The 20,250-nt window shown below is 63.2% G+C and carries 20 protein-coding genes; 15 read left to right on the forward strand and 5 right to left on the reverse strand.

Annotation, left to right across the window (positions count from 1 at the left end; translation table 11 throughout):
- The first annotated feature begins 1 nt into the window (after nucleotide 1).
- The 3 genes from AC1D0I_RS11015 (at nucleotide 2) to otsB (ending at nucleotide 4,829) form a co-directional block, all read left to right on the forward strand.
- A complete protein-coding gene (locus tag AC1D0I_RS11015; protein WP_477395040.1) occupies nucleotides 2–2,164 on the forward strand; it encodes an amylo-alpha-1,6-glucosidase in 2,163 nt (720 codons plus the stop codon).
- 146 nt (nucleotides 2,165–2,310) lie between these two features.
- Nucleotides 2,311–4,092 (forward strand): alpha,alpha-trehalose-phosphate synthase (UDP-forming), encoded by a 1,782-nt coding sequence (locus AC1D0I_RS11020; RefSeq protein ID WP_477395042.1) that lies wholly within the window; start codon nucleotides 2,311–2,313, stop codon nucleotides 4,090–4,092.
- The gene (otsB, locus tag AC1D0I_RS11025) at nucleotides 4,089–4,829 is read left to right on the forward strand and encodes a trehalose-phosphatase (protein WP_477395044.1); all 741 of its coding nucleotides are present in this window, start codon (nucleotides 4,089–4,091) and stop codon (nucleotides 4,827–4,829) included. The genes AC1D0I_RS11020 and otsB overlap by 4 nt, the downstream gene beginning before the upstream one ends.
- Before the next feature lie 41 nt (nucleotides 4,830–4,870).
- Here otsB and AC1D0I_RS11030 read toward each other — a convergent pair whose 3' ends face one another.
- Together AC1D0I_RS11030 and AC1D0I_RS11035 are read right to left on the reverse strand one after the other, a co-directional pair.
- Nucleotides 4,871–5,593, reverse strand: a complete 723-nt coding sequence (locus AC1D0I_RS11030) for an SDR family oxidoreductase (RefSeq protein WP_477395045.1) — start codon at nucleotides 5,591–5,593, stop codon at nucleotides 4,871–4,873.
- Complete coding sequence (locus tag AC1D0I_RS11035) at nucleotides 5,590–6,435, reverse strand: SDR family NAD(P)-dependent oxidoreductase (protein WP_477395046.1); 846 nt, start codon at nucleotides 6,433–6,435, stop codon at nucleotides 5,590–5,592. The genes AC1D0I_RS11030 and AC1D0I_RS11035 overlap by 4 nt, the downstream gene beginning before the upstream one ends.
- A gap of 103 nt (nucleotides 6,436–6,538) precedes the next feature.
- On the opposite strand from AC1D0I_RS11035, the gene AC1D0I_RS11040 reads away from it, so the two are divergent.
- Nucleotides 6,539–7,426, forward strand: coding sequence for a helix-turn-helix transcriptional regulator (locus tag AC1D0I_RS11040; RefSeq protein ID WP_477395048.1), 888 nt, complete (start codon nucleotides 6,539–6,541; stop codon nucleotides 7,424–7,426).
- 15 nt (nucleotides 7,427–7,441) lie between these two features.
- On the opposite strand, the gene AC1D0I_RS11045 is transcribed toward AC1D0I_RS11040, so the two are convergent.
- Nucleotides 7,442–8,077, reverse strand: a complete 636-nt coding sequence (locus AC1D0I_RS11045; protein WP_095088913.1) for a TetR family transcriptional regulator C-terminal domain-containing protein — start codon at nucleotides 8,075–8,077, stop codon at nucleotides 7,442–7,444.
- Nucleotides 8,078–8,319: 242 nt separating this feature from the next.
- On the opposite strand from AC1D0I_RS11045, the gene aptA reads away from it, so the two are divergent.
- From aptA to AC1D0I_RS11070, 5 genes are all read left to right on the forward strand, one after another.
- A complete protein-coding gene (gene aptA, locus AC1D0I_RS11050; protein WP_477395050.1) occupies nucleotides 8,320–9,648 on the forward strand; it encodes an omega-aminotransferase AptA in 1,329 nt (442 codons plus the stop codon).
- Between the two features lie 70 nt (nucleotides 9,649–9,718).
- Nucleotides 9,719–10,969 carry a Zn-dependent hydrolase gene (locus tag AC1D0I_RS11055; RefSeq protein WP_477302221.1) on the forward strand — a complete coding sequence of 417 codons (1,251 nt, stop codon included), beginning with the start codon at nucleotides 9,719–9,721 and terminating at the stop codon, nucleotides 10,967–10,969.
- Nucleotides 10,970–11,033: 64 nt separating this feature from the next.
- Nucleotides 11,034–12,485, forward strand: coding sequence for a dihydropyrimidinase (hydA, locus tag AC1D0I_RS11060; protein ID WP_477226954.1), 1,452 nt, complete (start codon nucleotides 11,034–11,036; stop codon nucleotides 12,483–12,485).
- Nucleotides 12,482–12,859 carry a hypothetical protein gene (locus tag AC1D0I_RS11065; protein ID WP_477226955.1) on the forward strand — a complete coding sequence of 126 codons (378 nt, stop codon included), beginning with the start codon at nucleotides 12,482–12,484 and terminating at the stop codon, nucleotides 12,857–12,859. The genes hydA and AC1D0I_RS11065 overlap by 4 nt, the downstream gene beginning before the upstream one ends.
- Before the next feature lie 14 nt (nucleotides 12,860–12,873).
- A complete protein-coding gene (locus AC1D0I_RS11070; protein WP_477395052.1) occupies nucleotides 12,874–13,251 on the forward strand; it encodes a hypothetical protein in 378 nt (125 codons plus the stop codon).
- 20 nt (nucleotides 13,252–13,271) lie between these two features.
- On the opposite strand, the gene AC1D0I_RS11075 is transcribed toward AC1D0I_RS11070, so the two are convergent.
- Nucleotides 13,272–13,670: a cupin domain-containing protein gene (locus AC1D0I_RS11075; protein WP_477395054.1), complete on the reverse strand. Its 399-nt coding sequence runs from the start codon at nucleotides 13,668–13,670 to the stop codon at nucleotides 13,272–13,274.
- A 146-nt stretch (nucleotides 13,671–13,816) separates the two neighbouring features.
- On the opposite strand from AC1D0I_RS11075, the gene AC1D0I_RS11080 reads away from it, so the two are divergent.
- Genes AC1D0I_RS11080 through AC1D0I_RS11095 form a run of 4 tightly spaced genes read left to right on the forward strand, consistent with a single transcriptional unit; the run spans nucleotide 13,817 to nucleotide 17,663 of the window.
- Nucleotides 13,817–14,608, forward strand: coding sequence for an ABC transporter ATP-binding protein (locus tag AC1D0I_RS11080; protein ID WP_457152353.1), 792 nt, complete (start codon nucleotides 13,817–13,819; stop codon nucleotides 14,606–14,608).
- Between the two features lie 13 nt (nucleotides 14,609–14,621).
- Entirely contained in the window at nucleotides 14,622–15,500 is an 879-nt protein-coding gene (locus AC1D0I_RS11085) for an ABC transporter permease (RefSeq protein WP_477301961.1), read from the forward strand.
- Nucleotides 15,497–16,651 carry an ABC transporter permease gene (locus tag AC1D0I_RS11090; RefSeq protein WP_477395056.1) on the forward strand — a complete coding sequence of 385 codons (1,155 nt, stop codon included), beginning with the start codon at nucleotides 15,497–15,499 and terminating at the stop codon, nucleotides 16,649–16,651. Before AC1D0I_RS11085 ends, AC1D0I_RS11090 begins: the two co-directional genes overlap by 4 nt.
- A 40-nt stretch (nucleotides 16,652–16,691) precedes the next feature.
- Nucleotides 16,692–17,663 carry an ABC transporter substrate-binding protein gene (locus AC1D0I_RS11095; protein ID WP_477395058.1) on the forward strand — a complete coding sequence of 324 codons (972 nt, stop codon included), beginning with the start codon at nucleotides 16,692–16,694 and terminating at the stop codon, nucleotides 17,661–17,663.
- Between the two features lie 42 nt (nucleotides 17,664–17,705).
- On the opposite strand, the gene AC1D0I_RS11100 is transcribed toward AC1D0I_RS11095, so the two are convergent.
- Nucleotides 17,706–18,164, reverse strand: a complete 459-nt coding sequence (locus AC1D0I_RS11100; protein ID WP_457152357.1) for an Lrp/AsnC family transcriptional regulator — start codon at nucleotides 18,162–18,164, stop codon at nucleotides 17,706–17,708.
- Between the two features lie 124 nt (nucleotides 18,165–18,288).
- On the opposite strand from AC1D0I_RS11100, the gene AC1D0I_RS11105 reads away from it, so the two are divergent.
- Both AC1D0I_RS11105 and AC1D0I_RS11110 read left to right on the forward strand, forming a co-directional pair.
- Nucleotides 18,289–19,572, forward strand: a complete 1,284-nt coding sequence (locus AC1D0I_RS11105) for a cystathionine gamma-synthase family protein (protein WP_477395060.1) — start codon at nucleotides 18,289–18,291, stop codon at nucleotides 19,570–19,572.
- A gap of 211 nt (nucleotides 19,573–19,783) precedes the next feature.
- The gene (locus AC1D0I_RS11110) at nucleotides 19,784–20,224 is read left to right on the forward strand and encodes a CHRD domain-containing protein (RefSeq protein WP_477226963.1); all 441 of its coding nucleotides are present in this window, start codon (nucleotides 19,784–19,786) and stop codon (nucleotides 20,222–20,224) included.
- Nucleotides 20,225–20,250: the final 26 nt, after the last annotated feature.

A 20,250-nucleotide genomic window follows, 5' to 3' on the forward strand; every position in this document is an offset into this window, starting at 1 on the left:
AATGGCCCAACTCGATGAGCGCCAGCTCGATCCCGCCGTCGCGCTTGCCTCGCTCGACGCGACAGCGCCTCGTGAGCCGCACCGGCTGTTTGCGCTCAAACAGGGCGACTGCTTTGCGGTTGCCGATGCCTATGGCGATATACGCGGCGCCGGCGACGGTTTTTTCCGCGACGACACACGGGTGCTGTCCGAGTTCCGGCTGACCGTCGGCGGCAGGCAGACATCGCTGCTTGGCGCCTCACTCAGCCAGGACAATGTGCTGTTCACCACCAACCTGACCAATCTGCCGATGCTCAGCGCCAGCGGTCGCGACATTCCGCAGGGCGCCATTCATGTCGAACGCGTCCGGCTGCTCTGGCAGGACAGACTGTTCGAACGCATCACCCTTTCCAATTACAGCCGGGAAACCTCGACGATCGGCGTTTCCCTGCACTTTGCTGCTGATTTCCGTGACATGTTCGAAGTGCGCGGCTCGACACGGCTGCGGCGCGGCATGACGCATGTGGCCGAGATGGATGCGACATCCGTCCTGCTGCGCTACGACGGCTTGGACGGACTGGCGCGCGCATCGGCGATCTCGTTTTCGCAGGCACCGGATCAACTGACAGCCGACCGCGCCGATTTCCTGCTCGCGGTGACCAAGCGCAGCAGCAGTGTGCTCTATGTCGAGGTCGGTTCCGAGGTGGCGGATGCGCCCGATCGTGACCGTTTCCGCGCCGCTGCCGCGCGGGCCCGCTTTGGCATGCGGGCCAAGCGGCGCCATGGCGCGACGGTGCACAGTTCCGGTCGCGTCTTCAACGACTGGGTCGAGCGCGCCCGCGCCGATGTCGCGCTGTTGACCACCGAGCTTGCGACCGGACCTTATCCCTATGCCGGCATCCCCTGGTTCTCGACGGCGTTCGGCYGTGACGGCGTCATCTCGGCGCTGCAGATGCTCTGGCTAAATCCCGGCCTGGCGCGTGGCGTGCTGGCCTTCCTGGCCCAGCATCAGGCGACGGAGACGTCGCCGTTCAGCGATTCGCAGCCGGGCAAGATCATGCACGAGACCCGCAAGGGCGAGATGGCGGCGCTGCGGGAGCTTCCATTCGGCCGCTACTATGGCGGCGTCGATACGACGCCGCTCTACATCCATCTCGCCTGTGCCTATGCAGATCGTACTGGCGACATGGCGTTCATCGACAGCCTGTGGCCGTCGCTATGCGCGGCGGCCGAATGGACGGAGGAGGCGGGCCGCGAGACCGGATTCGTGACCTACCAGCGGGCTGCCGAGTCCGGCCTCGCCAACCAGGGCTGGAAGGACAGCTTCGATTCCGTCTTTCATGCCGATGGCCGTATCCCCAAGGGTCCGATCGCGCTGGTCGAGGTGCAAGGCTATGTCTTCGCCGCCTTCCGGGGGCTGGCAGCACTTGCCCGTCGCCGTGGCGAAGACGAGAGAGCCGACCACTGGGACAGTCTCGCCGAGGCCATGCGAGCCGCGGTGGAACGCGATTTCTGGCTCGACGACCTCGGCTTCTATGCCCTTGCGATCGACGGTGCCGGCGAGCCCTGCAAGGTGCGGACCTCGAATGCGGGCCATCTCCTCCTTGTCGGGCTTCCCGAACCGGCGCGGGCGCAGATGGTCGCCGATCAGCTGCTTTCCGCCTCCTTCCATTCCGGCTGGGGGCTGAGGACGCTTGCCGACGATGCCGTGTTCTTCAACCCGATGTCGTACCACAATGGCTCGATCTGGCCGCATGACACGGCCATTTGCGGCGCCGGCCTGGCGCGCTATGGCGAGCGTGACAGCGTGGTCCGCCTGATGAGCGGCACGTTCGAATCCGCAGTCCATTTCAACATGCGGTTGCCGGAACTGTTCTGCGGGTTTACCCGCGCGCCGGGCGAAGCACCGATCGCCTATCCCGTCGCTTGCCTGCCGCAAGCGTGGTCGGCGGGATCCGCCTTCATGCTGATGCAGGCCTGCCTCGGCCTGGAAATTGATGGCTGGGACGGCGAAATCCGAGTCACCCGTCCGCGGCTGCCGATCGGCATCGACACACTCACGCTACGGCATCTGGGCGTCGGTGAAAGGGTGGTCGATCTCACGTTCCAGCGTGTCGGCGACCGGGTCGTCGCCTTCCTCGCCGACCGGCATGAAGGCCTTGTACCGCTCATCGTCAGAACATGATCCGATCCAGATTGGCTGGAACTGATCGCTGCCTTGTGCGTTGCACAATACAGGTCCCGGCGCCGACCAGGTTGCCGGCGGACAGTTTCTAGTCGGAAACACGAACAAAAAGGCCGCCGAACGGCCTGAGGTGAGTTGGCATTCCAATGACAGATTATGGTGCGGACCTGCTCTGGGTTCTGATCCTCGCGAGCCTTTGTCTTTCCGCTCTTGCCGTTTTCTTCTCCATATCGCGGCAACGCCGCAGCCACCATCCAACGGTTGCACATCCAGCCGGCGAGGACGTGGCCGCGGAAGCGGCGCGCAAGGTGATACGGGAGTTCGAAAAGAACGGCCAATCAGCCGATGCCGCCCTGGTGACGTGGTCGCCCGAGACATTGCGCAAGATCCTGGCTGACGATCTGCCCGATGCGCAGGTCATCGTGGTCTCCAACCGCGAACCATACATCCACAACGTCAGGGGCAATGGCGTCGAACTGCTCGTACCGGCCAGCGGGCTGGTTTCGGCGCTGGAGCCGATCACCCGCGCCTGCGCCGGGACATGGATTGCCTATGGCGGCGGCACCGCGGACCGTCTCATGGTCGACGAGGACGACCGGGTCCAGGTGCCACCCGGCAATCCGTCCTACACGCTGCGCCGGGTCTGGCTGACGGAGGAAGAGCATCAGGGCTACTATCTCGGCTTTGCCAATGAGGGTCTGTGGCCGCTTTGCCATATCGCCTTCACCCGGCCGATCTTTCGCGCCTCGGACTGGGAGGCCTATGAAGCCGTCAACCGGAAGTTCGCCGACACGGTGGTGGCCGAAGCACGCAACGAGCGGCCGATCGTGCTGGTCCAGGACTATCACTTCGCACTGCTGCCGCGGATGATCCGCGAGCGCCTGCCAGAGGCAATCATCATAACCTTCTGGCACATCCCGTGGCCGAACTCGGAAGTGTACAGCATCTGTCCATGGCGCGAGCGCATCCTCGAAGGGCTGCTCGGCAGCTCGATCATCGGTTTCCACACCCAGTTCCATGCCAACAATTTCACCGAGAGTGTCGATCGCTTCCTGGAAAGCCGCATCGAGCGGGCGGATGCGGCCATCTCCTATGGCGGGCAGACGACGCTGGTGCACGCCTATCCCATCTCGATAGAGTGGCCGGAGGACCTTCTGGCAAGATTGCCTGATGTCGATGACTGCCGCGCCCGCCTGCGCGCCAGGTTCGGATTGAAAGCGGATGTGAAGCTGGGCGTCGGCGTCGAACGTCTCGACTACACCAAGGGTATTCTGGATCGCCTCCAAGCGCTGGACGAATTGTTCAAGCGATACCCGGAATGGATCGGAAAGGTGGTCATCCTGCAGATCGCGGCACCGAGCCGCGGCACCCTCCCGGCCTACAGGCAGCTCTACGACGAATGCCACCGTTATGCCGAAGAGCTCAACGAGCGCTATGGCAGCGACGGCTACAGGCCGGTGATCATGGTGGCCGAACATCACACGCAGGAACAGGTCTATGAGATCTATCGTGCCGCCGACATCTGCATGGTCACCAGCCTGCATGACGGCATGAACCTGGTCGCAAAGGAATTCGTTGCAGCGCGCAACGACGAACAGGGCGTCTTGATGCTCAGCACATTCGCCGGTGCCTCGCGCGAATTGCTGGAGGCGCTGATCGTCAACCCCTACGATGCCGCCATGATGAGCGAGGCGCTGCTGCAGGCGCTGACGATGACGGCGGATGAGCAGCGCGAGCGCATGCGGCCGATGCGGCAGATGGTCCGCGACAACAACGTCTATCGCTGGGCCGGCAGCATGCTTCTGGATGCGGCACGCTTGCGCAAGCGCGGTGACGTCGATCGGGCAACCGGCAGTGGCGACCGACAGCCTCCAAGCGCCGACAATGTCGTTTCTATGTTCGAGCGCAAACGGCTGGCAATGTCATGAGCGAGACTCTGCGAAAGCCACAGACTGTGCTGGCCGGCGAATGGGCGCTGTTCCTCGACATTGACGGCACCCTGCTGGAACATGCCGAACACCCGGACGCCGTCTTGGTCAGCGCCGAGCTTCGCTCTTTGCTGCAAGGCCTGGATCACAAGTTGAACGGGGCATTGGCTGTTATCACGGGCCGCTCGGTTGCGGCAGTGGATGAGCTTTTTCAGCCTTTGAAGCTGCGCGCGGCCGGGCTTTATGGCCTGGAACACAGGCTCCTGCCGGATGACCAAGTCGAAGTCGCTGGAGAGCCGGCGGATATCGCGGCCCTTGCCGACGAGATTGAGTCCGAGCTCGGTCGTGGGCAAGCCTATATCGAACGCAAGGGCCGGGTGCTGGCCATCCACACGCGCGCTGCCCCGCATTTGCTTCCGCGCGCGACGCAGCTTGTCGAGCAGGCGCTGGCCAGCCTGCCCGAGGGCTACCGGGTGGTTGCCGGCAATGCCGGCGTGGAACTGTTGCCGCTCGAGGCAGCCAAGGGTGCCGCGATCCGGCGGTTCATGGGCATAGCGCCCTTCACAGGCCGCCGCCCGGTCTTCCTGGGCGACGACACGCCAGACGAAAACGGCTTCGAAGCCGTCAACGATGCCGGCGGCATATCGATACGGGTCAAACCACCCGCGCATACCGCCGCACGGTACGGCCTTGACGGCGTTGCCGAAACGCTCGCCTGGCTGAGGGGTCAACTTTAGATCCAGCCGAGGGGCGCAACCGGGGCTTGGGGCGATGTGGATCAAGCCGCAAATCGCAGGCCGCCGTCGCAGGTTAGCACCTGACCGGTCATGAAGCCGTTGGAGACGAGAAAGGCGATTGCGTCGGCGACGTCGTCGGCGCGGCCGATGCGGCCGACCGGGGTCTTGCCGGCATATTCGGCAAAGAGCGCCTGCCGCTGCTCCACGGCCAGAAAATACCACCAGGGCGTGTCGATGACGCCAGGCGCCACGACATTGACGCGCAGAGGCCTCAGCTCCACCGCCAGGATCGGCACGACGGTCAAAAGCATGCCGTTGATGGCAGCGATCCCGGCGACGCCCGGCGTCGCGAGCTGAGCCGATACTGCCGAGATGAAGGTGGCCGATCCGCTCTTGTTCAGCGTCGGYAAGGCGGCCTGCAGGCATGACAGTTGCGGGCGGACTTTCTCGTCGACGCCGCTGCCGATGTCGGTCAGGTCAAGCGTCTGGAAGGGGCCAAGGCCCTTGCCGCCGCTTGCCGCCAGGACCAGGTGGTCGAAGGGGCCGAGGCGTTCGAAGAACTGGCTGACTTCGTCCGGCTTCGAGGCATCGAACGCAGCCTTCTCGACGGCCCCGCCGAGGCTCTTCCAGGCGCCGTTGAGCCTATCCTGGTTGCGCCCGGTGATGGTCACCTTCATACCGGGGCCAATCAGCTTGCGCGCCGTCGCCAGGCCGATGCCGGACGAACCGCCGATGATGACGGTGTGCTGGATTGTGGTGGTCATGAATGCTGTTCCTTCGATGTTGGGGAGGCGAGCTCGACGAGGTCGAGGCTCAAAGCTCGCAACTGTTGTCTTGCCTTGGCGTCGTAGGCCTGGGCGTCGGCGCGGGATTCCCGCAGGCCGTCGAAATACAGGCCGCTGCGTCCTTCCAGCGCCGATGAAGTCGCGAGGTTGAGGATGGCGTCGGCGCCGGTTTCAACCGAACTCCATGGCGTGACGCCTGCCTGGCGGACCATGGTGGTGTTCATGTAGCTGGCCGGATGCAGCGCGTTGACGGTAACGCCTGTCGCTTTCAGCTCCTGCGCAATGTCGACGGTGAACAAGATCTGCGCCAGCTTGCTCTGGCAATAGGCGCGCACGCCGTCGTAGCCGCGGGTCAGCATGACATCGCCGAAGTCGATCGCCTGCTGCCCGGCCGAGGCGACATTGACGATGCGCGCCGGAGCGCTTGCCTTCAGCAATGGCAGAAGCTCCGATGTCAGCAGGAAACCGGCGAGATAGTTGACGGCAAAGCGCAGTTCGTAGCCGTCGGCGCTGACCTGCCTTTTGGCACCTTGGCCTGCGGTGCCGATGCCGGCATTGTTGATGAGGATGTCGAGCCGGTCCGTCCTGGCGCGCACGGCTTCGGCGAGGCGGCGCACCTCCGCCAACGAGGAGAGGTCGGCGACCAGCAGCTCGGCCTTGCCGCCGGCGGCTTCGATGTCGGCGATCGTTGCCTTGCCGCGCGTCGCATCGCGGCCATGCACCAGCACGCTGGCGCCAGCAGCGCCGAGCCTTTGCGCCACCACGCGGCCGACACCGTCGGTCGAACCGGTGACGAGGATTATCTTGTCTTTGAGTTCCATGTTTGGAGCCTCCGTTCTGTTGCTCTGAACGGAAGATGGGACAGGCGGCGCGGGTCAAACAGTTCAAACTTTATCCTGGTATCAATACTGCTATACTAGCCTCATGGAATCCCAGCCTCACTCTGCTCCCACGCACTCCGCCGAAGACAGCCGCCGGCGCGAGCTGGGCGCTTTCCTGCGCTCGCGCCGCGAAAGGCTGACGCCATCGGCCACAGGCATTGCCACCGGCCTCAGGCGGCGCACGCCCGGGCTGCGGCGCGAGGAAGTTGCAATGATCGCCGGCGTCGGCACGACCTGGTACACATGGCTGGAGCAGGGGCGGGACGTCAGGCCCTCGGTCGAGGTGCTGACGGCGCTTGCCGAGGCGCTGCGCCTCGACGCCGCCGAAAAGCAGCATCTGTTCACCCTCGCCGGCCGCCAGCAGCCGGAGCGTCGCGCCGTAGCGCCGGAAAAAGTCGACGGCCCTTTGCTGCACATGCTGCAAAGCCTGGTGCTGCAGCCGGCCTACGTCGTCGGTCGGCGCTGGGACGTGCTGGCCTGGAACCCGGCGGCGGTCGCGGTGTTCGGCGACTATGGTCTGCTGGATGGGGATGCCCGCAACATCGTCCACATGGTCTTCACCAATCCGCACCACCGGCGGCTGCTGGTCGACTGGGAGCAACTGGCGCGCATGGTGCTGGCCTCGTTCCGGGCCGCAAGCGCCAGATATGTCGGCGATCCGGATTTCGAGCGGCTGATCGAGTTGATGACGCGCTCGAGCCCGGAGTTTCGCGCCTGGTGGCCACAGCGCGACGTGGCGCATCGACTGTCGGGGGTTAAGCATGTCAGGCATCCAAGCGCTGGCGGCATGACGTTCGAGCATATGAGCTTGTCGGTGGGCGACGGCTCCGACATGAAGCTGATCGTCTACACGCCGCTTGCCGAGCAGAACTCGATCGCAAAGCTGCAGGCGTTGCTGGATGCGCTGCCGGCCGAACGGCGCAGCGCCTGATATAAGCGCCGAAAGTTAGTTTTTCGGCTTCAGCCCGTCGAGGAACAATTGCTCCAGAAAACGGGCGGCATCCTCGAAACGGCCATCGCCGCCGCGGTCGGGGCCGAGCACGGCTCGGACCTGGACGTCGAAATCGGCATAGTGCTGCGTCGTTGCCCAGATCGAGAAGATCAGATGCCAGGGGTCGGTCCTGGCGATCTTGCCGGCGCGCATCCAGCTCTTGATGACGGCGGCTTTTTCATCGACCAGCGTTTTCAGTTCACCCGCCAGCAGCGGCATGATGCGCGGCGCCCCTTGCAGGATCTCATTGGCGAACAGCCGGCTCTCGCGCGGAAAATCGCGCGCCATTTCCAACTTGCGCCTGATGTAGTTGCGCAATTCGGTCATGGGATCGCCGATATCGTCCAGCTCGCGCAGCGGCGCCAGCCAAGTGTCGAGCAGGCGCTGCATCAGTGTCTCGTGGATGTCCTCCTTGCGGCGGAAATAATAAAGCAGGTTCGGCTTCGACATGCCGGCGGCTTCGGCGATCTGGTCGATGGTCGAGCCGCGAAAGCCGTTGGTGGAGAAAACCTCGAGCGCCGCCTCTAGGATGAGTTCGCGCTTTTCCTGCTGGATTCGGGTGCGGCGAGGGGCGTCCGTGCTGGTGGTCACCGTTGCCAGCTCCCGCTTTGCCAAACCTCGCGTTCAAGGTCATCTGGACCAATTCTCTGGACCAGTTTTTCCTTGGCCTGTGGAACGCACTTCATGTGCCGCATTTCCGCTAGTAATCCCTTGACCGCCGACAGGGCGGTGCTAACGTTTGTCCAATCGGTCAAAAATTTGCGTAGCACGAAATCGCAACGAAGACCAAGCGTTGGGCGCACCGAAACAAGTTACAAGGGGAAGTCTTGGTCATGTCCAACCGGCTGAAAGTCACGCCGAACGATCTCAGTGCATTCTGGATGCCGTTCACGGCAAACCGGCAGTTCAAGCAGGCACCGCGCATGATGGTGTCCGCCAAGGACATGCATTACACCACCAGCGATGGCCGCAAGGTGCTGGACGGCACAGCGGGTCTGTGGTGCGTCAACGCCGGCCACTGCCGGCCGAAGATCACCGAGGCCATCCAGCATCAGGCCGCCGAGCTCGACTACGCGCCGGCCTTCCAGATGGGCCATCCGATCGTCTTCGAACTGGCCAACCGCCTGGTCGACCTCGCGCCGAAGGGCATGGACCATGTCTTCTTCACCAATTCCGGCTCGGAATCGGTCGAAACGGCGCTCAAGATGGCGATCGCCTAYCACCGCGYCAAGGGCRAKGGCTCGCGCWYCCGTCTGATCGGCCGCGAGCGCGGCTATCACGGYGTCAATTTCGGCGGCATYTCGGTCGGCGGCATCGTYTCCAATCGCAAGATGTTCGGCACGCTGCTCGGCGGCGTCGACCACATGGCGCACACGCATCTGCCCGAGAAGAACGCATTCACCAAAGGCGTGCCGGAGCATGGTGCGGAACTGGCCAACGAGCTGGAGCGCATCGTCGCCCTGCATGACGCCTCGACCATCGCCGCCGTCATTGTCGAGCCGGTCGCCGGTTCCACCGGTGTGATCCTGCCGCCCAAGGGCTATCTGCAGAAGCTGCGCGAAATCTGCACCAAGCACGGCATCCTCTTGATCTTCGACGAGGTCATCACCGGCTTCGGCCGTCTCGGCACGCCGTTCGCCGCCGACTATTTCGGCGTCACGCCCGACATCATGACCACCGCCAAGGGCGTTTCCAACGGCGTCATCCCGATGGGCGCGGTGTTCGTGAAGAAGGAAATCCACGACGCCTTCATGACCGGCCCCGAGCACATGATCGAGTTCTTCCACGGCTACACCTATTCGGGCAATCCGATCGCCTGCGCGGCGGCCCTGGGCACGCTCGATACCTACAAGGAAGAGGGCCTGCTGACCCGTGGCGAGGAACTGGCTCCCTATTGGGAAGACGCACTGCACTCGCTGAAGGGCGAGCCGAACGTCATCGATATCAGAAACATCGGCCTGATCGGCGCGATCGAGCTGGCGCCGATCGCCGGCCAGCCGACCAAACGGGCCTTCTCGGCCTTCGTCAAGGCGTTCGAGCGCGGCGCGCTGATCCGCACCACCGGCGACATCATCGCGCTGTCGCCGCCGCTGATCATCACCAAGGGCCAGATCAACGAATTGATCGACCATGTGCGGGATGTCCTGCGCTCGATAGACTAATCTGCCTATACCTGGACGGGTGGCGACGGGAACCGCCGCCCGCCCAGGACATGAAATGAGAGGACTTGGCATGGCCGCACCCGGCGAGAATCTGCGAATCAATTCAGACCGCTTGTGGGATTCGATAATGGAGATGGCGAAGATCGGCCCCGGCATTGCCGGCGGCAACAATCGCCAGACCGTGACCGACGAGGACGGCGAGGGCCGGCATCTGTTCAAGCGCTGGTGCGATGCGGCCGGGCTCGAAATGGGCGTCGACGAGATGGGCACGATGTTTGCCCGCCGCGAAGGCGCCGATCCCAGCCTGCCGCCGGTCTATGTCGGCAGCCATCTCGATACGCAGCCGACCGGCGGCAAGTATGACGGCGTGCTCGGCGTGCTGGGCGGGCTTGAAGTGGTGCGGTCGCTCAACGATCTCGGCATCAAGACCAAACATCCGATCGTCGTCACCAACTGGACGAATGAGGAAGGCGCGCGCTTTGCCCCGGCAATGATGGCATCCGGCGTGTTTGCCGGTGTGCTCGACCAGGCCGATGTCTATGAGCATACAGACAAGCAAGGCAAGAAATTCGGCGAGGAGCTTGAACGCATCGGCTGGAAGGGTGCCGAGAAGGTCGGCGACCGCAAGATCCATGCCTTCTTCGAACTCCATATCGAGCAGGGACCGATCCTCGAGGACGAGGGCATCGACATCGGTGTCGTCACCCACGGGCAAGGGCTGAAGTGGCTGCAGGTGACGCTGACCGGCAAGGAGGCGCATACCGGCTCGACGCCAATGCCGAAGCGCCGCAATGCCGGGCTCGGCATGGCGCGAGTGATCGAACTGGTGCACGAGATCGCCATGGACTACCAGCCCGACGCCGTCGGCGCGGTCGGCCATATGGAGGTGTTTCCCAACTCGCGCAACATCATCGCCGGCCGCACCGTCTTCACCATTGACATCCGCTCGCCCGAAAAGGAAGTGCTGGATGCGATGGACGGCCGCATCCGCGAAGGCATCGACACGATCTGCGAGGCGCTCGACATCCAGTACAAGATCGAGCAGGTCGGCGCTTTCGACCCGGTCACCTTCGACGCCGGCTGCGTCAAGGCGATCCGCGATGCCGCCGAACGCCTCGGCTATACGCACCGCAACATCGTCTCCGGCGCCGGCCACGATGCCTGCTGGATCAATCGCGTTGCGCCGACCGCGATGGTGATGTGCCCTTGCGTCGACGGGCTCAGCCACAACGAGGCCGAGGATATCTCCAAGGAATGGGCGTCGGCTGGTGCCGACGTGCTGTTCCATGCCGTGGTGGAGACGGCTGTCATCGTGGAGTGAGCCTCAAATCCGCATTCCAAACGCCGCTCGCAAAGAAGCGCGAAGAGAACAAGGGAACAAGAAAATGACCAAAGTCATCAAGAACGGCACCATCGTCACTGCCGACCGCACGTGGAAGGCCGATGTGCTGGTCAAGCACGGCAAGATCGTCGCCATCGGTTCGGACCTGCATGGCGACCACGAATTCGATGCCACCGGCTGCTATGTCATGCCGGGCGGCATCGATCCGCATACCCATCTCGAAATGCCGTTCATGGGCACCTATTCGGCCGATGATTTCGAATCCGGCACACGCGCGGCGCTTGCCGGCGGCACCACAATGGTGGTCGATTTCTGCCTGCCGGCGCCGCAGCAGTCGCTGCTGGAAGCCTTGCAGATGTGGGACAACAAAACCTCGAAAGCATCCTGCGACTATTCCTTCCACATGGCGATCACCTGGTGGGGCAAGCAGGTGTTCGACGAGATGGCCACCGTCGTCGACAAGGGCATCACGTCGTTCAAGCATTTCATGGCCTACAAGGGCGCGCTGATGGTCGACGACGACGAGATGTATGCGTCGTTCCAGCGCTGCGCCGACCTTGGCGCGCTGCCGCTGGTTCATGCCGAGAATGGCGACGTGGTTGCCGCCCTGTCGCAGAAGCTTTTGGCGGCCGGCAACAATGGCCCCGAGGGTCATGCCTATTCGCGGCCACCGGAAGTGGAAGGCGAGGCGACCAACCGCGCCATCATGATCGCCGACATGGCGGGCGTGCCGCTCTATGTCGTGCATGTCTCCTGCGAGCAGAGCCACGAGGCGATCCGCCGGGCGCGGCAGAAGGGCATGCGTGTGTTCGGCGAGCCGCTGATCCAGCACCTGACGCTCGACGAGAGCGAGTATTTCAATAAGGACTGGGACCATGCGGCGCGCCGCGTCATGAGCCCGCCCTTCCGCAACAAATTACACCAGGATTCGCTGTGGGCCGGCCTGCAGGCGGGTTCGTTGCAGGTGGTGGCGACCGACCATTGCGCCTTCACAACCAAGCAGAAACGTAACGGCGTCGGCGATTTCACCAAAATCCCGAACGGCACCGGCGGGCTGGAAGACCGCATGCCGGTGCTGTGGACCACCGGCGTCAACACCGGCCGGCTGACGATGAACGAGTTCGTCGCAGTGACCTCGACCAACATCGCCAAGATCCTCAACATGTACCCGAAGAAAGGCGCCATCGTCGAAGGCGCTGACGCCGACATCGTCGTCTGGGATCCGAAACGCAAGAAGAAGATCTCGTCGAAGAAGCAGCAATCTGTCATCGACTACAATGTCTTCGAAGGGTTCGAGGTGACCGGCCTGCCGCGCTTCGTGTTCTCGCGCGGCGAATTGTCGATCCAGGAGGCTGAGGTCAAGGCCAAGCCGGGGCACGGCGAGTTCGTGGCCCGCGAGCCGAACGCGGCGGTCAACCGGGCGCTGTCGACGTGGAAGGAAATTTCCGCGCCGCGCAAGGTCGAACGCACCGGCATCCCGGCGACCGGGGTTTGAGCTTGGAGCGCTCGGCCGCGCTCATTTCGTTGGTCCTGGCGGCAGTTGTCGCTGGCCCGGCAGCAGCGAGCGGCGTGCTGGCCGGCTCCTGGGGCAATGATGTCGGCTGCGCCGGCGTCAAGGCCGGCTATCAGGACAGCGATGCCTATATCGTGCTGACCGCCGAGGGCATCGAGACCTATGGCAGCGGCTGCCGGTTCGCGCAGCAATTGACGTCGGTGCTGGGTGCCCAATCGCTGGCTTCGACCTGTTCCGCCGAGGGCGAGGCGGGGACGACGATCGAAACAATCGTGGTCACCAACAAGGGTGAGGATGGTTTCTTCGTCACCATTCCCGGCCTTGAAGAAATGGGGCCGCTGCAATCATGTTCGTGACGTGGGGCGTTGGCATGCGCGGTTTTGGTCTGTCCATTGCGACGGCGCTCGTGCTGGCTGCCGGTCAGGCTCCGGCAAAGGGGATTGATCTGTCCAAGCCCTACGGCAACAAGTCCGGCTGCATCAACAAGAACGGCCAGGAAGTCTATGCCGAGGACATGCTGCTGCTGACGGACACGGATCTGGTCACCGTGGCAAGCGCCTGCACCTTTACCGACAAGCAGGGGAAATCGGACGGTTCTCTGGTCATCAAGGCGCAATGCGAGGCCGAAGGTGAGGATGGGCAGTCGCCGGCAGAGTTCACCGTCAAGCAAAGCCCCAAGAGCGCCAAGAAGCTGGTGATCACCGATGCAGACGGTAATGTCATGGGGGAAGTCTCCCGGTGCCGATGACGATCAAGTTCCCATCGGCTTCAAGCGACCAGCGCATCCAGTTCCGGCAGCAGGACGACGCTTTCCTGTTCGTTGGGATCGGTGCGGGCAATGACGGCCGAAGACGGGGCGCCGCTGAGATTGGCCGGCAGATGCGGCACGCCGGCCGGAATGTAGAAGAGGTCGCCGGCCTTGACGACGATATGATGCTCCAGCCGGTCGCCATACCAGGTATGGACTTCGCCGGAGAGCACGTAGATCGCCGTTTCATGGTTCTCGTGCATGTGCGCCTTGGCGCGGGCGCCGGGCGGCATGGTCAGCATATGCATGCAGATGCCGGAGGAGCCGACGGTTTCAGCGGCGATGCCGGCGAAATAGGTCAATCCCTGCTTGCCTTCATAAGTGGTTTCAGGGCGGATAAGATGACAAGTGGGCGACATCGGGGAAACTCCGGGCGTCGATTGAGTGGGACAAAATTAGTGGGACTGGGGCCAATGGGACAGGGGCGACTGGAAAACAACATCGCGATAAAAGCAATCGGATTCCGGTCGGCGCCGCAGGGGCCGGAACAGGCAGGCAGCAAGCGATGACGGGGATTTCGCCAGCCGTCGTCGCGGCAAGCCAACTCGGACTGACCTTCCAGACCAATGACGGGCCGGTGCAGGCGCTGTCCAATGTCGACCTGACCATCGGCAAGGGCGAGTTCGTTTCCTTCATCGGGCCGTCGGGCTGCGGCAAGACCACCTTGCTGCGCGTCATCGCCGATCTGGAGAAGCCAACCTCGGGGACGATTTCGGTCAACGGCATGACGCCCGAACAGGCGCGTGAGAAACGCGCCTATGGCTATGTCTTCCAGGCCGCGGCGCTGTTTCCGTGGCGCACCATCGAGCGCAATGTCGGGCTGCCGCTGGAGATCATGGGCCTCTCCAAGGCAGAGCAGGCGGAGCGCATCAATCGCACGCTCGACCTCGTCAACCTCTCGGGTTTCGAGAAGAAATATCCCTGGCAGCTTTCTGGCGGCATGCAGCAGCGCGCGTCAATTGCCCGGGCCCTGGCCTTCGACGCCGACCTTCTGTTGATGGACGAGCCATTCGGCGCGCTGGACGAGATCGTGCGCGACCACCTCAACAAGCAATTGCTGGAACTGTGGGGACGCACCAACAAGACCATCTGCTTCGTCACCCACTCCATTCCCGAAGCCGTGTATCTGTCGACACGCATTGTCGTCATGTCGCCACGCCCGGGCCGCGTTACTGATGTCATCGAGTCGACGCTGCCGAAGGAGCGACCGCTCCACATCCGCGAAACGCCGGAATTCCTGGCGATCGCCGCGCGCGTCCGCGATGGTCTGCGGGCAGGGCACAGCTATGAAGATTGAGGCGGTGCGCTAGATGGACAGCTTCCGCGACAAGCTCGTTCCGGTGACCTCGATCCTCGCTGGCGTGGTCGTGCTCTGGTACGTTTTCGCCGTTATCCTCAACACGCCGTTCCAGCGCGATCTCGACCGGCGCGCCGGTGAAACCCCTGCCTTGAGCGAATTCATCGGCAAGACGCTGTCGCAGCCGAAGCCGACGCTGCCGGCGCCACATCAGGTGGCGGTCAATTTCTTCGAGAACACCTTTCTGCGCCCCGTCACGTCGAGCCGCAGCCTCGTCTACAATGCCTGGGTGACACTGTCGTCGACGCTGCTTGGCTTTGCTTTCGGCACTGGGCTCGGCATTATCATCGCCGTCGGCATCGTGCATGTGGCGACGCTAGACCGCAGCCTGATGCCGTGGATCATCGCCTCGCAGACCATTCCCATCCTGGCGGTGGCGCCGATGATCATCGTCGTGCTGGCGGCGGTCGGCATCACCGGGCTCATCCCGAAGGCGATGATCTCGACCTATCTGTCGTTCTTCCCGGTGACCGTGGGCATGGTGAAGGGCCTGCGCTCGCCGGAGATCATGCATCTCGACCTGATGCACACCTACAATGCCAGCGCGTCGCAGACCTTCTGGAAGTTGCGCGTGCCGGCCTCGGTGCCGTTCCTGTTCACATCGATGAAGGTGGCCGTGGCGGCGAGCCTGGTCGGTGCCATCGTCGGCGAACTGCCGACAGGTGCTGTCGCGGGGATCGGCGCCAAGCTTCTGGCCGGCGCCTATTACAGCCAGTCCATCGACATCTGGTCGGCGCTGGTCGCCGGTTCGGTGGTGGCCGCACTTCTGGTCATGGTGGTCGGCATTGCCGGGCGTATCGTCGACCGCGCCATGGGCGGGAGGCCGGCATGAACTGGCTGAAACCCTCGTGGCAAGCGGTGCTCGCCATCGCACTGTGCCTGATCGCCGTGGCGCTCGGCGCGATGTCGAAGCCCGAAGCGGCAGCGCTTGCCGACCCGGCAGTCAGCTTCAACTACCCCTACCTCACAACGAAGGGCTTGATCTTCGGCCTGGCCGTGCTGGCGGCGCTGATCTCGATGACCAGGATTCCGCCCCTTGCAGAGGCGGTGGTGCTGTTTGTCGGCGCCCACCTCGTCGCATGGTTGCTGATATCGGGCATCACCGGTTTTGAAGGCACGGCACTGGCGCCGTACTTCCTGCTGCTCACGGCTGCCTGGCTGCTCGGCTGGCGCTGCGTCGCCGTCCTGTCGGAGCTTCGCCCGATGGCGAACTGGGCCCGGAGCGTGCTGCGCCTGATCATCCCCGCCATTTTCGGCGCCTGGATCCTGATCATCTGGGAAGCCGTGACGCGGGGCGCCGGCATTCCCTTCATCCTTTTGCCGCCGCCAAGCGCCATCGGCGCGCGCATCGCCAACTCGCTGCCGGTGCTCGGCGCCGATGTCCGGCAGACGATCTTCAAGGCGGTGATCTTCGGGTATGTCGTGGGCAGCGGTGCCGGCTTCATCACCGCGATCCTCGCCGATCGCGTGCCGTTCCTCCGCCGCGGGCTCTTGCCGATCGGCAACATGGTCTCGGCGCTGCCGATCATCGGCGTCGCCCCGATCATGGTCATGTGGTTCGGCTTCGACTGGCAATCCAAGGCGGCCGTCGTCATCATCATGACCTTCTTCCCGATGCTGGTGAACACGGTGGCTGGGCTCGCCGCGTCCGGCCATATGGAGCGCGACCTGATGCGCACCTACGCGTCGGGCTACTGGCAGACGCTGCTGAAACTCCGGCTGCCGGCAGCAGCGCCTTTCATCTTCAATGCGCTGAAGATCAACTCGACGCTGGCGCTGATCGGCGCCATCGTCGCCGAGTTCTTCGGTACGCCTGTCGTCGGCATGGGCTTCCGCATCTCGACCGAGGTCGGGCGGATGAACATCGACATGGTCTGGGCCGAAATCGCAGTTGCAGCACTTGCGGGTTCGGTCTTTTATGGCGTGGTCGCTCTTGTCGAAAGAGCCGTCACGTTTTGGCATCCCTCTGTCCGTGGTGGATAGGGCGGTGGGTTTAAGGGTACTAACTTCAGAGGGTAAAAAGATGAAAAGACTGATTATTCCTGTCCTGGCTGGCGCAATGTCGCTAGCCGCTTTCCAGGCAATGGCCGCCGACAAGGTGACGTTGCAACTGAAATGGGTCACGCAGGCCCAGTTTGCCGGCTACTATGTTGCCAAGGCCAAGGGTTTCTACGAGGCCGAAGGTCTCGACGTCGACATCAAGCCGGGCGGTCCCGACATTGCGCCCGAGCAGGTGATCGCCGGCGGCGGCGCCGACGTCATCGTCGACTGGATGGGTGGTGCGCTGGCCGCTCGCGAAAAGGGCGTGCCGCTGGTCAACATCGCCCAGCCGTTCAAGAAGGCCGGCATGGAACTGGTCTGCCCGAAGGACGGCCCGATCAAGACCGAAGCCGACTTCAAGGGCCACACGCTCGGCGTCTGGTTCTTCGGCAACGAATATCCGTTCTACGCCTGGATGAACAAGCTTGGCCTGAAGACCGAAGGCGGCCCGGATGGCGTCACCGTTCTGAAGCAGAGCTTTGACGTGCAGCCGCTGATCCAGAAGCAGGCCGACTGCATCTCGGTCATGACCTACAACGAATACTGGCAGCTGATCGACGCCGGCTACAAGCCGGAACAGCTGACCGTGTTCAACTATTCGGCGATGGGCAACGACCTGCTCGAGGACGGGCTCTATGCGTCGGAAGACAAGCTCAAGGATCCGGCGTTCGTAGACAAGATGGTGCGTTTCGTGCGTGCCTCGATGAAGGGCTGGAAATATGCCATCGACAACAATGACGAGGCCGCAGGCATCGTCATGGACGGTGGCGGCCAGGACGAGAACCACCAGAAGCGGATGATGAGCGAAGTCGCCAAGCTGATCGACAATGCCGACGGCAAGCTCGATCCGGCGACCTACGAGCGCACCGCCAAGGCGCTGCTCGACCAGAAGATCATCACCAAGGAGCCGAAAGGCGCCTACACCACGGCCATCACCGACAAGGCGGTCAAGTAAGCCTAGCCGGCAATATCTTGATATTGACGAACGGCGCCTCTGTCAGAGGCGCCGTTCCTTTATGGTGTTCATGACGAAGCTGGTCTCGATCGAGGCGACGCATTTCAGCCGCGCGATCTTTTCCTTGATGAAGCGCTCGTACTGTTCGAGGCTGCCAGTCACCACCTTCAGCACATAGTCGCGCGAACCGGTGACGAGGTGGCATTCCAGCACCTCTTCCCAGCCGCGGATCGCGTCCTCGAACATGACGATCTCGTCCTCGTTCTGACGGCTGAGCCGGACGGTGGCGATGGCGACCATGCTCCAGCCGAAGGCGGCCGGATCGACCAGCGTGGTGTAGCCTCTGATGACGCCGGTCTCCTCCAGCCGCCGCACCCGCCTCAGACAGGGCGACGGCGACAGGCCTATCCGTTCGGCAAGCTCGTTGTTGGTGATGCGGGCGTCGGCCTGCAGTTCCTGCAAAATCCTGCGGTCGAAATCATCGGCTATCTTTTGCTGCACTTTCGGCCTCTCCCGGCAATTTGTTGCGAGGATGCAGCCATGTGCGCCCAAAAATAGCAAGGACTGCGCGATGGGGATCGCATAAATTGCCGTGCGACACTCCTCGAAGAAGCAGGAAAAAGCCATGCCCGCGCCACGCCCGTCGAAAACCCATATCGGCAACCATAAGCTCCATCCGGAGACGCTGATGCTGAGCTATGGCTTCGATCCGCAGCTTTCGGAGGGCGCGGTCAAGCCACCGGTGTTCCTGACCTCGACATTCGTGTTCAAGTCGGCGGAAGAGGGACGCGACTTCTTCGACTACACGTCCGGTCGCAAGGAGCCGCCGAGCGGTACGGCGTCCGGTCTGGTCTATTCGCGCTTCAACCATCCCAACAGTGAGATCGTCGAGGACCGGCTGGCGATCTATGAGGGGACGGATGCCTGCATCCTGTTTTCGTCAGGCATGTCGGCGATCGCGACGACACTTCTCGCCTATGCTCGTCCGGGCGACGTCATCCTGCATTCGCAGCCGCTCTATGGCGGCACCGAGACGCTCTTGACGCGCACGCTTTCCGGCTTCGGTATCGGTGCTGTCGGCTTCGCGGACGGTGTCGACGAGACGGCCGTGCGCGCGGCAGCCGACGCTGCAGTCGCGAAGGGCCGTGTCTCGGTCATCCTGATCGAGACGCCGTCAAATCCGACCAACAGCCTCGTCGACATCGCGCTGATGCGGAAAATCGCCGACGAGATCGGCGCAAGCCAGGGATCGGCGCCGATCATCGTCTGCGACAACACGCTGCTTGGTCCGGTGTTCCAGAGGCCCATCGAACACGGCGCCGATGTGTCCGTCTATTCGCTGACCAAATATGTCGGCGGCCATTCCGACCTGATCGCGGGTGCCGCCATGGGCAGCAAGGCCGTCACCAAGCCGATCAAGGCGCTGCGCGGTGCGATCGGCACGCAGCTCGACCCGCATTCCTGCTGGATGCTTGGCCGTTCGCTGGAGACGCTGTCGATCCGCATGGAGCGGGCGAACGACAATGCGCGCATGGTCGCTGAATTCCTGCGCGATCATGCCAAGGTCGAGAAGGTGCATTACCTGCCGTTCCTGGGCGAGGATACGCCGGCCGGCCGCGCCTATAAGGCACAGTGCAGCGGCGCCGGCTCGACCTTCTCCTTCGACATACGCGGCGGACAGAAGGCGGCTTTCGCCTTTCTCAACGGCCTGCAGATATTCAAACTGGCTGTAAGCCTCGGCGGAACGGAATCGCTGGCCAGCCACCCAGCAGCCATGACCCATTCGGGGATACCCTTCGACGTGCGCCAACGTATCGGCGTGCTGGAGACCACGGTCAGGCTGTCGATCGGTGTAGAGCATCCGGACGATTTGATCGCCGACCTGACGCAGGCGCTGGCAGCGGTCTGACCGTCTCCGAGGCGCGCCTCGGCAGCGAGGCGGAGGCGCCGTCGCAGCTTTGAGTTGGATAATCCCAGGAGGGGCGGGCAACCGCCTCTCTCTTTATCGGTCGTCATCACATATGCGTGCGCCGAGGATACTTTTGGCCGGTAGATCGTTGTGGTGATGTATCCATGCGCTGGGGGGCCGCAGGGTGTTTCATCCAACGGAGGTTTCTAAAATGCGCATGCAGTCCATTTCGCCGATCGTTTCGGCACTTGCCGTCACTGTTTCTATCTTCCTTGTCTCGCCGGCCTTGGCCGACACGGAAAAGTTCACTGCGACGCTCGATGGCGGCCAGCAGAGCCCGCCCGTCACAACGAAGGGCAAAGGCACGGCCACTCTTACGTTCGATACGGCCAAGAAGAAGCTCAGCTGGAACGTCAAATATTCCGGTCTCAGCGGGCCGGCGACGGCCGCGCACATTCACGGCCCGGCGGCGATGGGTGAAAACGCTGGACCCGTCATCCCGTTCAAAAAGCTCAAGAGCCCGATCAAGGGATCGGAGACGTTGACCGATGCGCAGGCCGCTGACCTCGAGGCCGGCAAATACTACGTCAACGTCCACACCGCCGCCAACAAGGACGGCGAGATCCGCGGCCAGATCGAAAAGGCGAAGTAGGACAACGTCGCCCCGGGGGACTGGGG

The sequence above is a fragment of the Mesorhizobium sp. P2_D1 genome, from assembly GCF_056404455.1.

What these genes read in the sequence shown, in the direction of transcription:
- AC1D0I_RS11075 (WP_477395054.1), bottom strand. Translation starts at nt 13,670, where the DNA reads ATGTCGCCCACTTGTCATCTTATCCGCCCTGAAACCACTTATGAAGGC.
- AC1D0I_RS11090 (WP_477395056.1), top strand. Translation starts at nt 15,497, where the DNA reads ATGAACTGGCTGAAACCCTCGTGGCAAGCGGTGCTCGCCATCGCACTG.
- AC1D0I_RS11070 (WP_477395052.1), top strand. Translation starts at nt 12,874, where the DNA reads ATGCGCGGTTTTGGTCTGTCCATTGCGACGGCGCTCGTGCTGGCTGCC.
- AC1D0I_RS11105 (WP_477395060.1), top strand. Translation starts at nt 18,289, where the DNA reads ATGCCCGCGCCACGCCCGTCGAAAACCCATATCGGCAACCATAAGCTC.
- AC1D0I_RS11040 (WP_477395048.1), top strand. Translation starts at nt 6,539, where the DNA reads ATGGAATCCCAGCCTCACTCTGCTCCCACGCACTCCGCCGAAGACAGC.
- AC1D0I_RS11035 (WP_477395046.1), bottom strand. Translation starts at nt 6,435, where the DNA reads ATGGAACTCAAAGACAAGATAATCCTCGTCACCGGTTCGACCGACGGT.
- hydA (WP_477226954.1), top strand. Translation starts at nt 11,034, where the DNA reads ATGACCAAAGTCATCAAGAACGGCACCATCGTCACTGCCGACCGCACG.
- AC1D0I_RS11085 (WP_477301961.1), top strand. Translation starts at nt 14,622, where the DNA reads ATGGACAGCTTCCGCGACAAGCTCGTTCCGGTGACCTCGATCCTCGCT.
- AC1D0I_RS11055 (WP_477302221.1), top strand. Translation starts at nt 9,719, where the DNA reads ATGGCCGCACCCGGCGAGAATCTGCGAATCAATTCAGACCGCTTGTGG.
- AC1D0I_RS11110 (WP_477226963.1), top strand. Translation starts at nt 19,784, where the DNA reads ATGCGCATGCAGTCCATTTCGCCGATCGTTTCGGCACTTGCCGTCACT.
- AC1D0I_RS11020 (WP_477395042.1), top strand. Translation starts at nt 2,311, where the DNA reads ATGACAGATTATGGTGCGGACCTGCTCTGGGTTCTGATCCTCGCGAGC.
- AC1D0I_RS11080 (WP_457152353.1), top strand. Translation starts at nt 13,817, where the DNA reads ATGACGGGGATTTCGCCAGCCGTCGTCGCGGCAAGCCAACTCGGACTG.
- AC1D0I_RS11095 (WP_477395058.1), top strand. Translation starts at nt 16,692, where the DNA reads ATGAAAAGACTGATTATTCCTGTCCTGGCTGGCGCAATGTCGCTAGCC.
- otsB (WP_477395044.1), top strand. Translation starts at nt 4,089, where the DNA reads ATGAGCGAGACTCTGCGAAAGCCACAGACTGTGCTGGCCGGCGAATGG.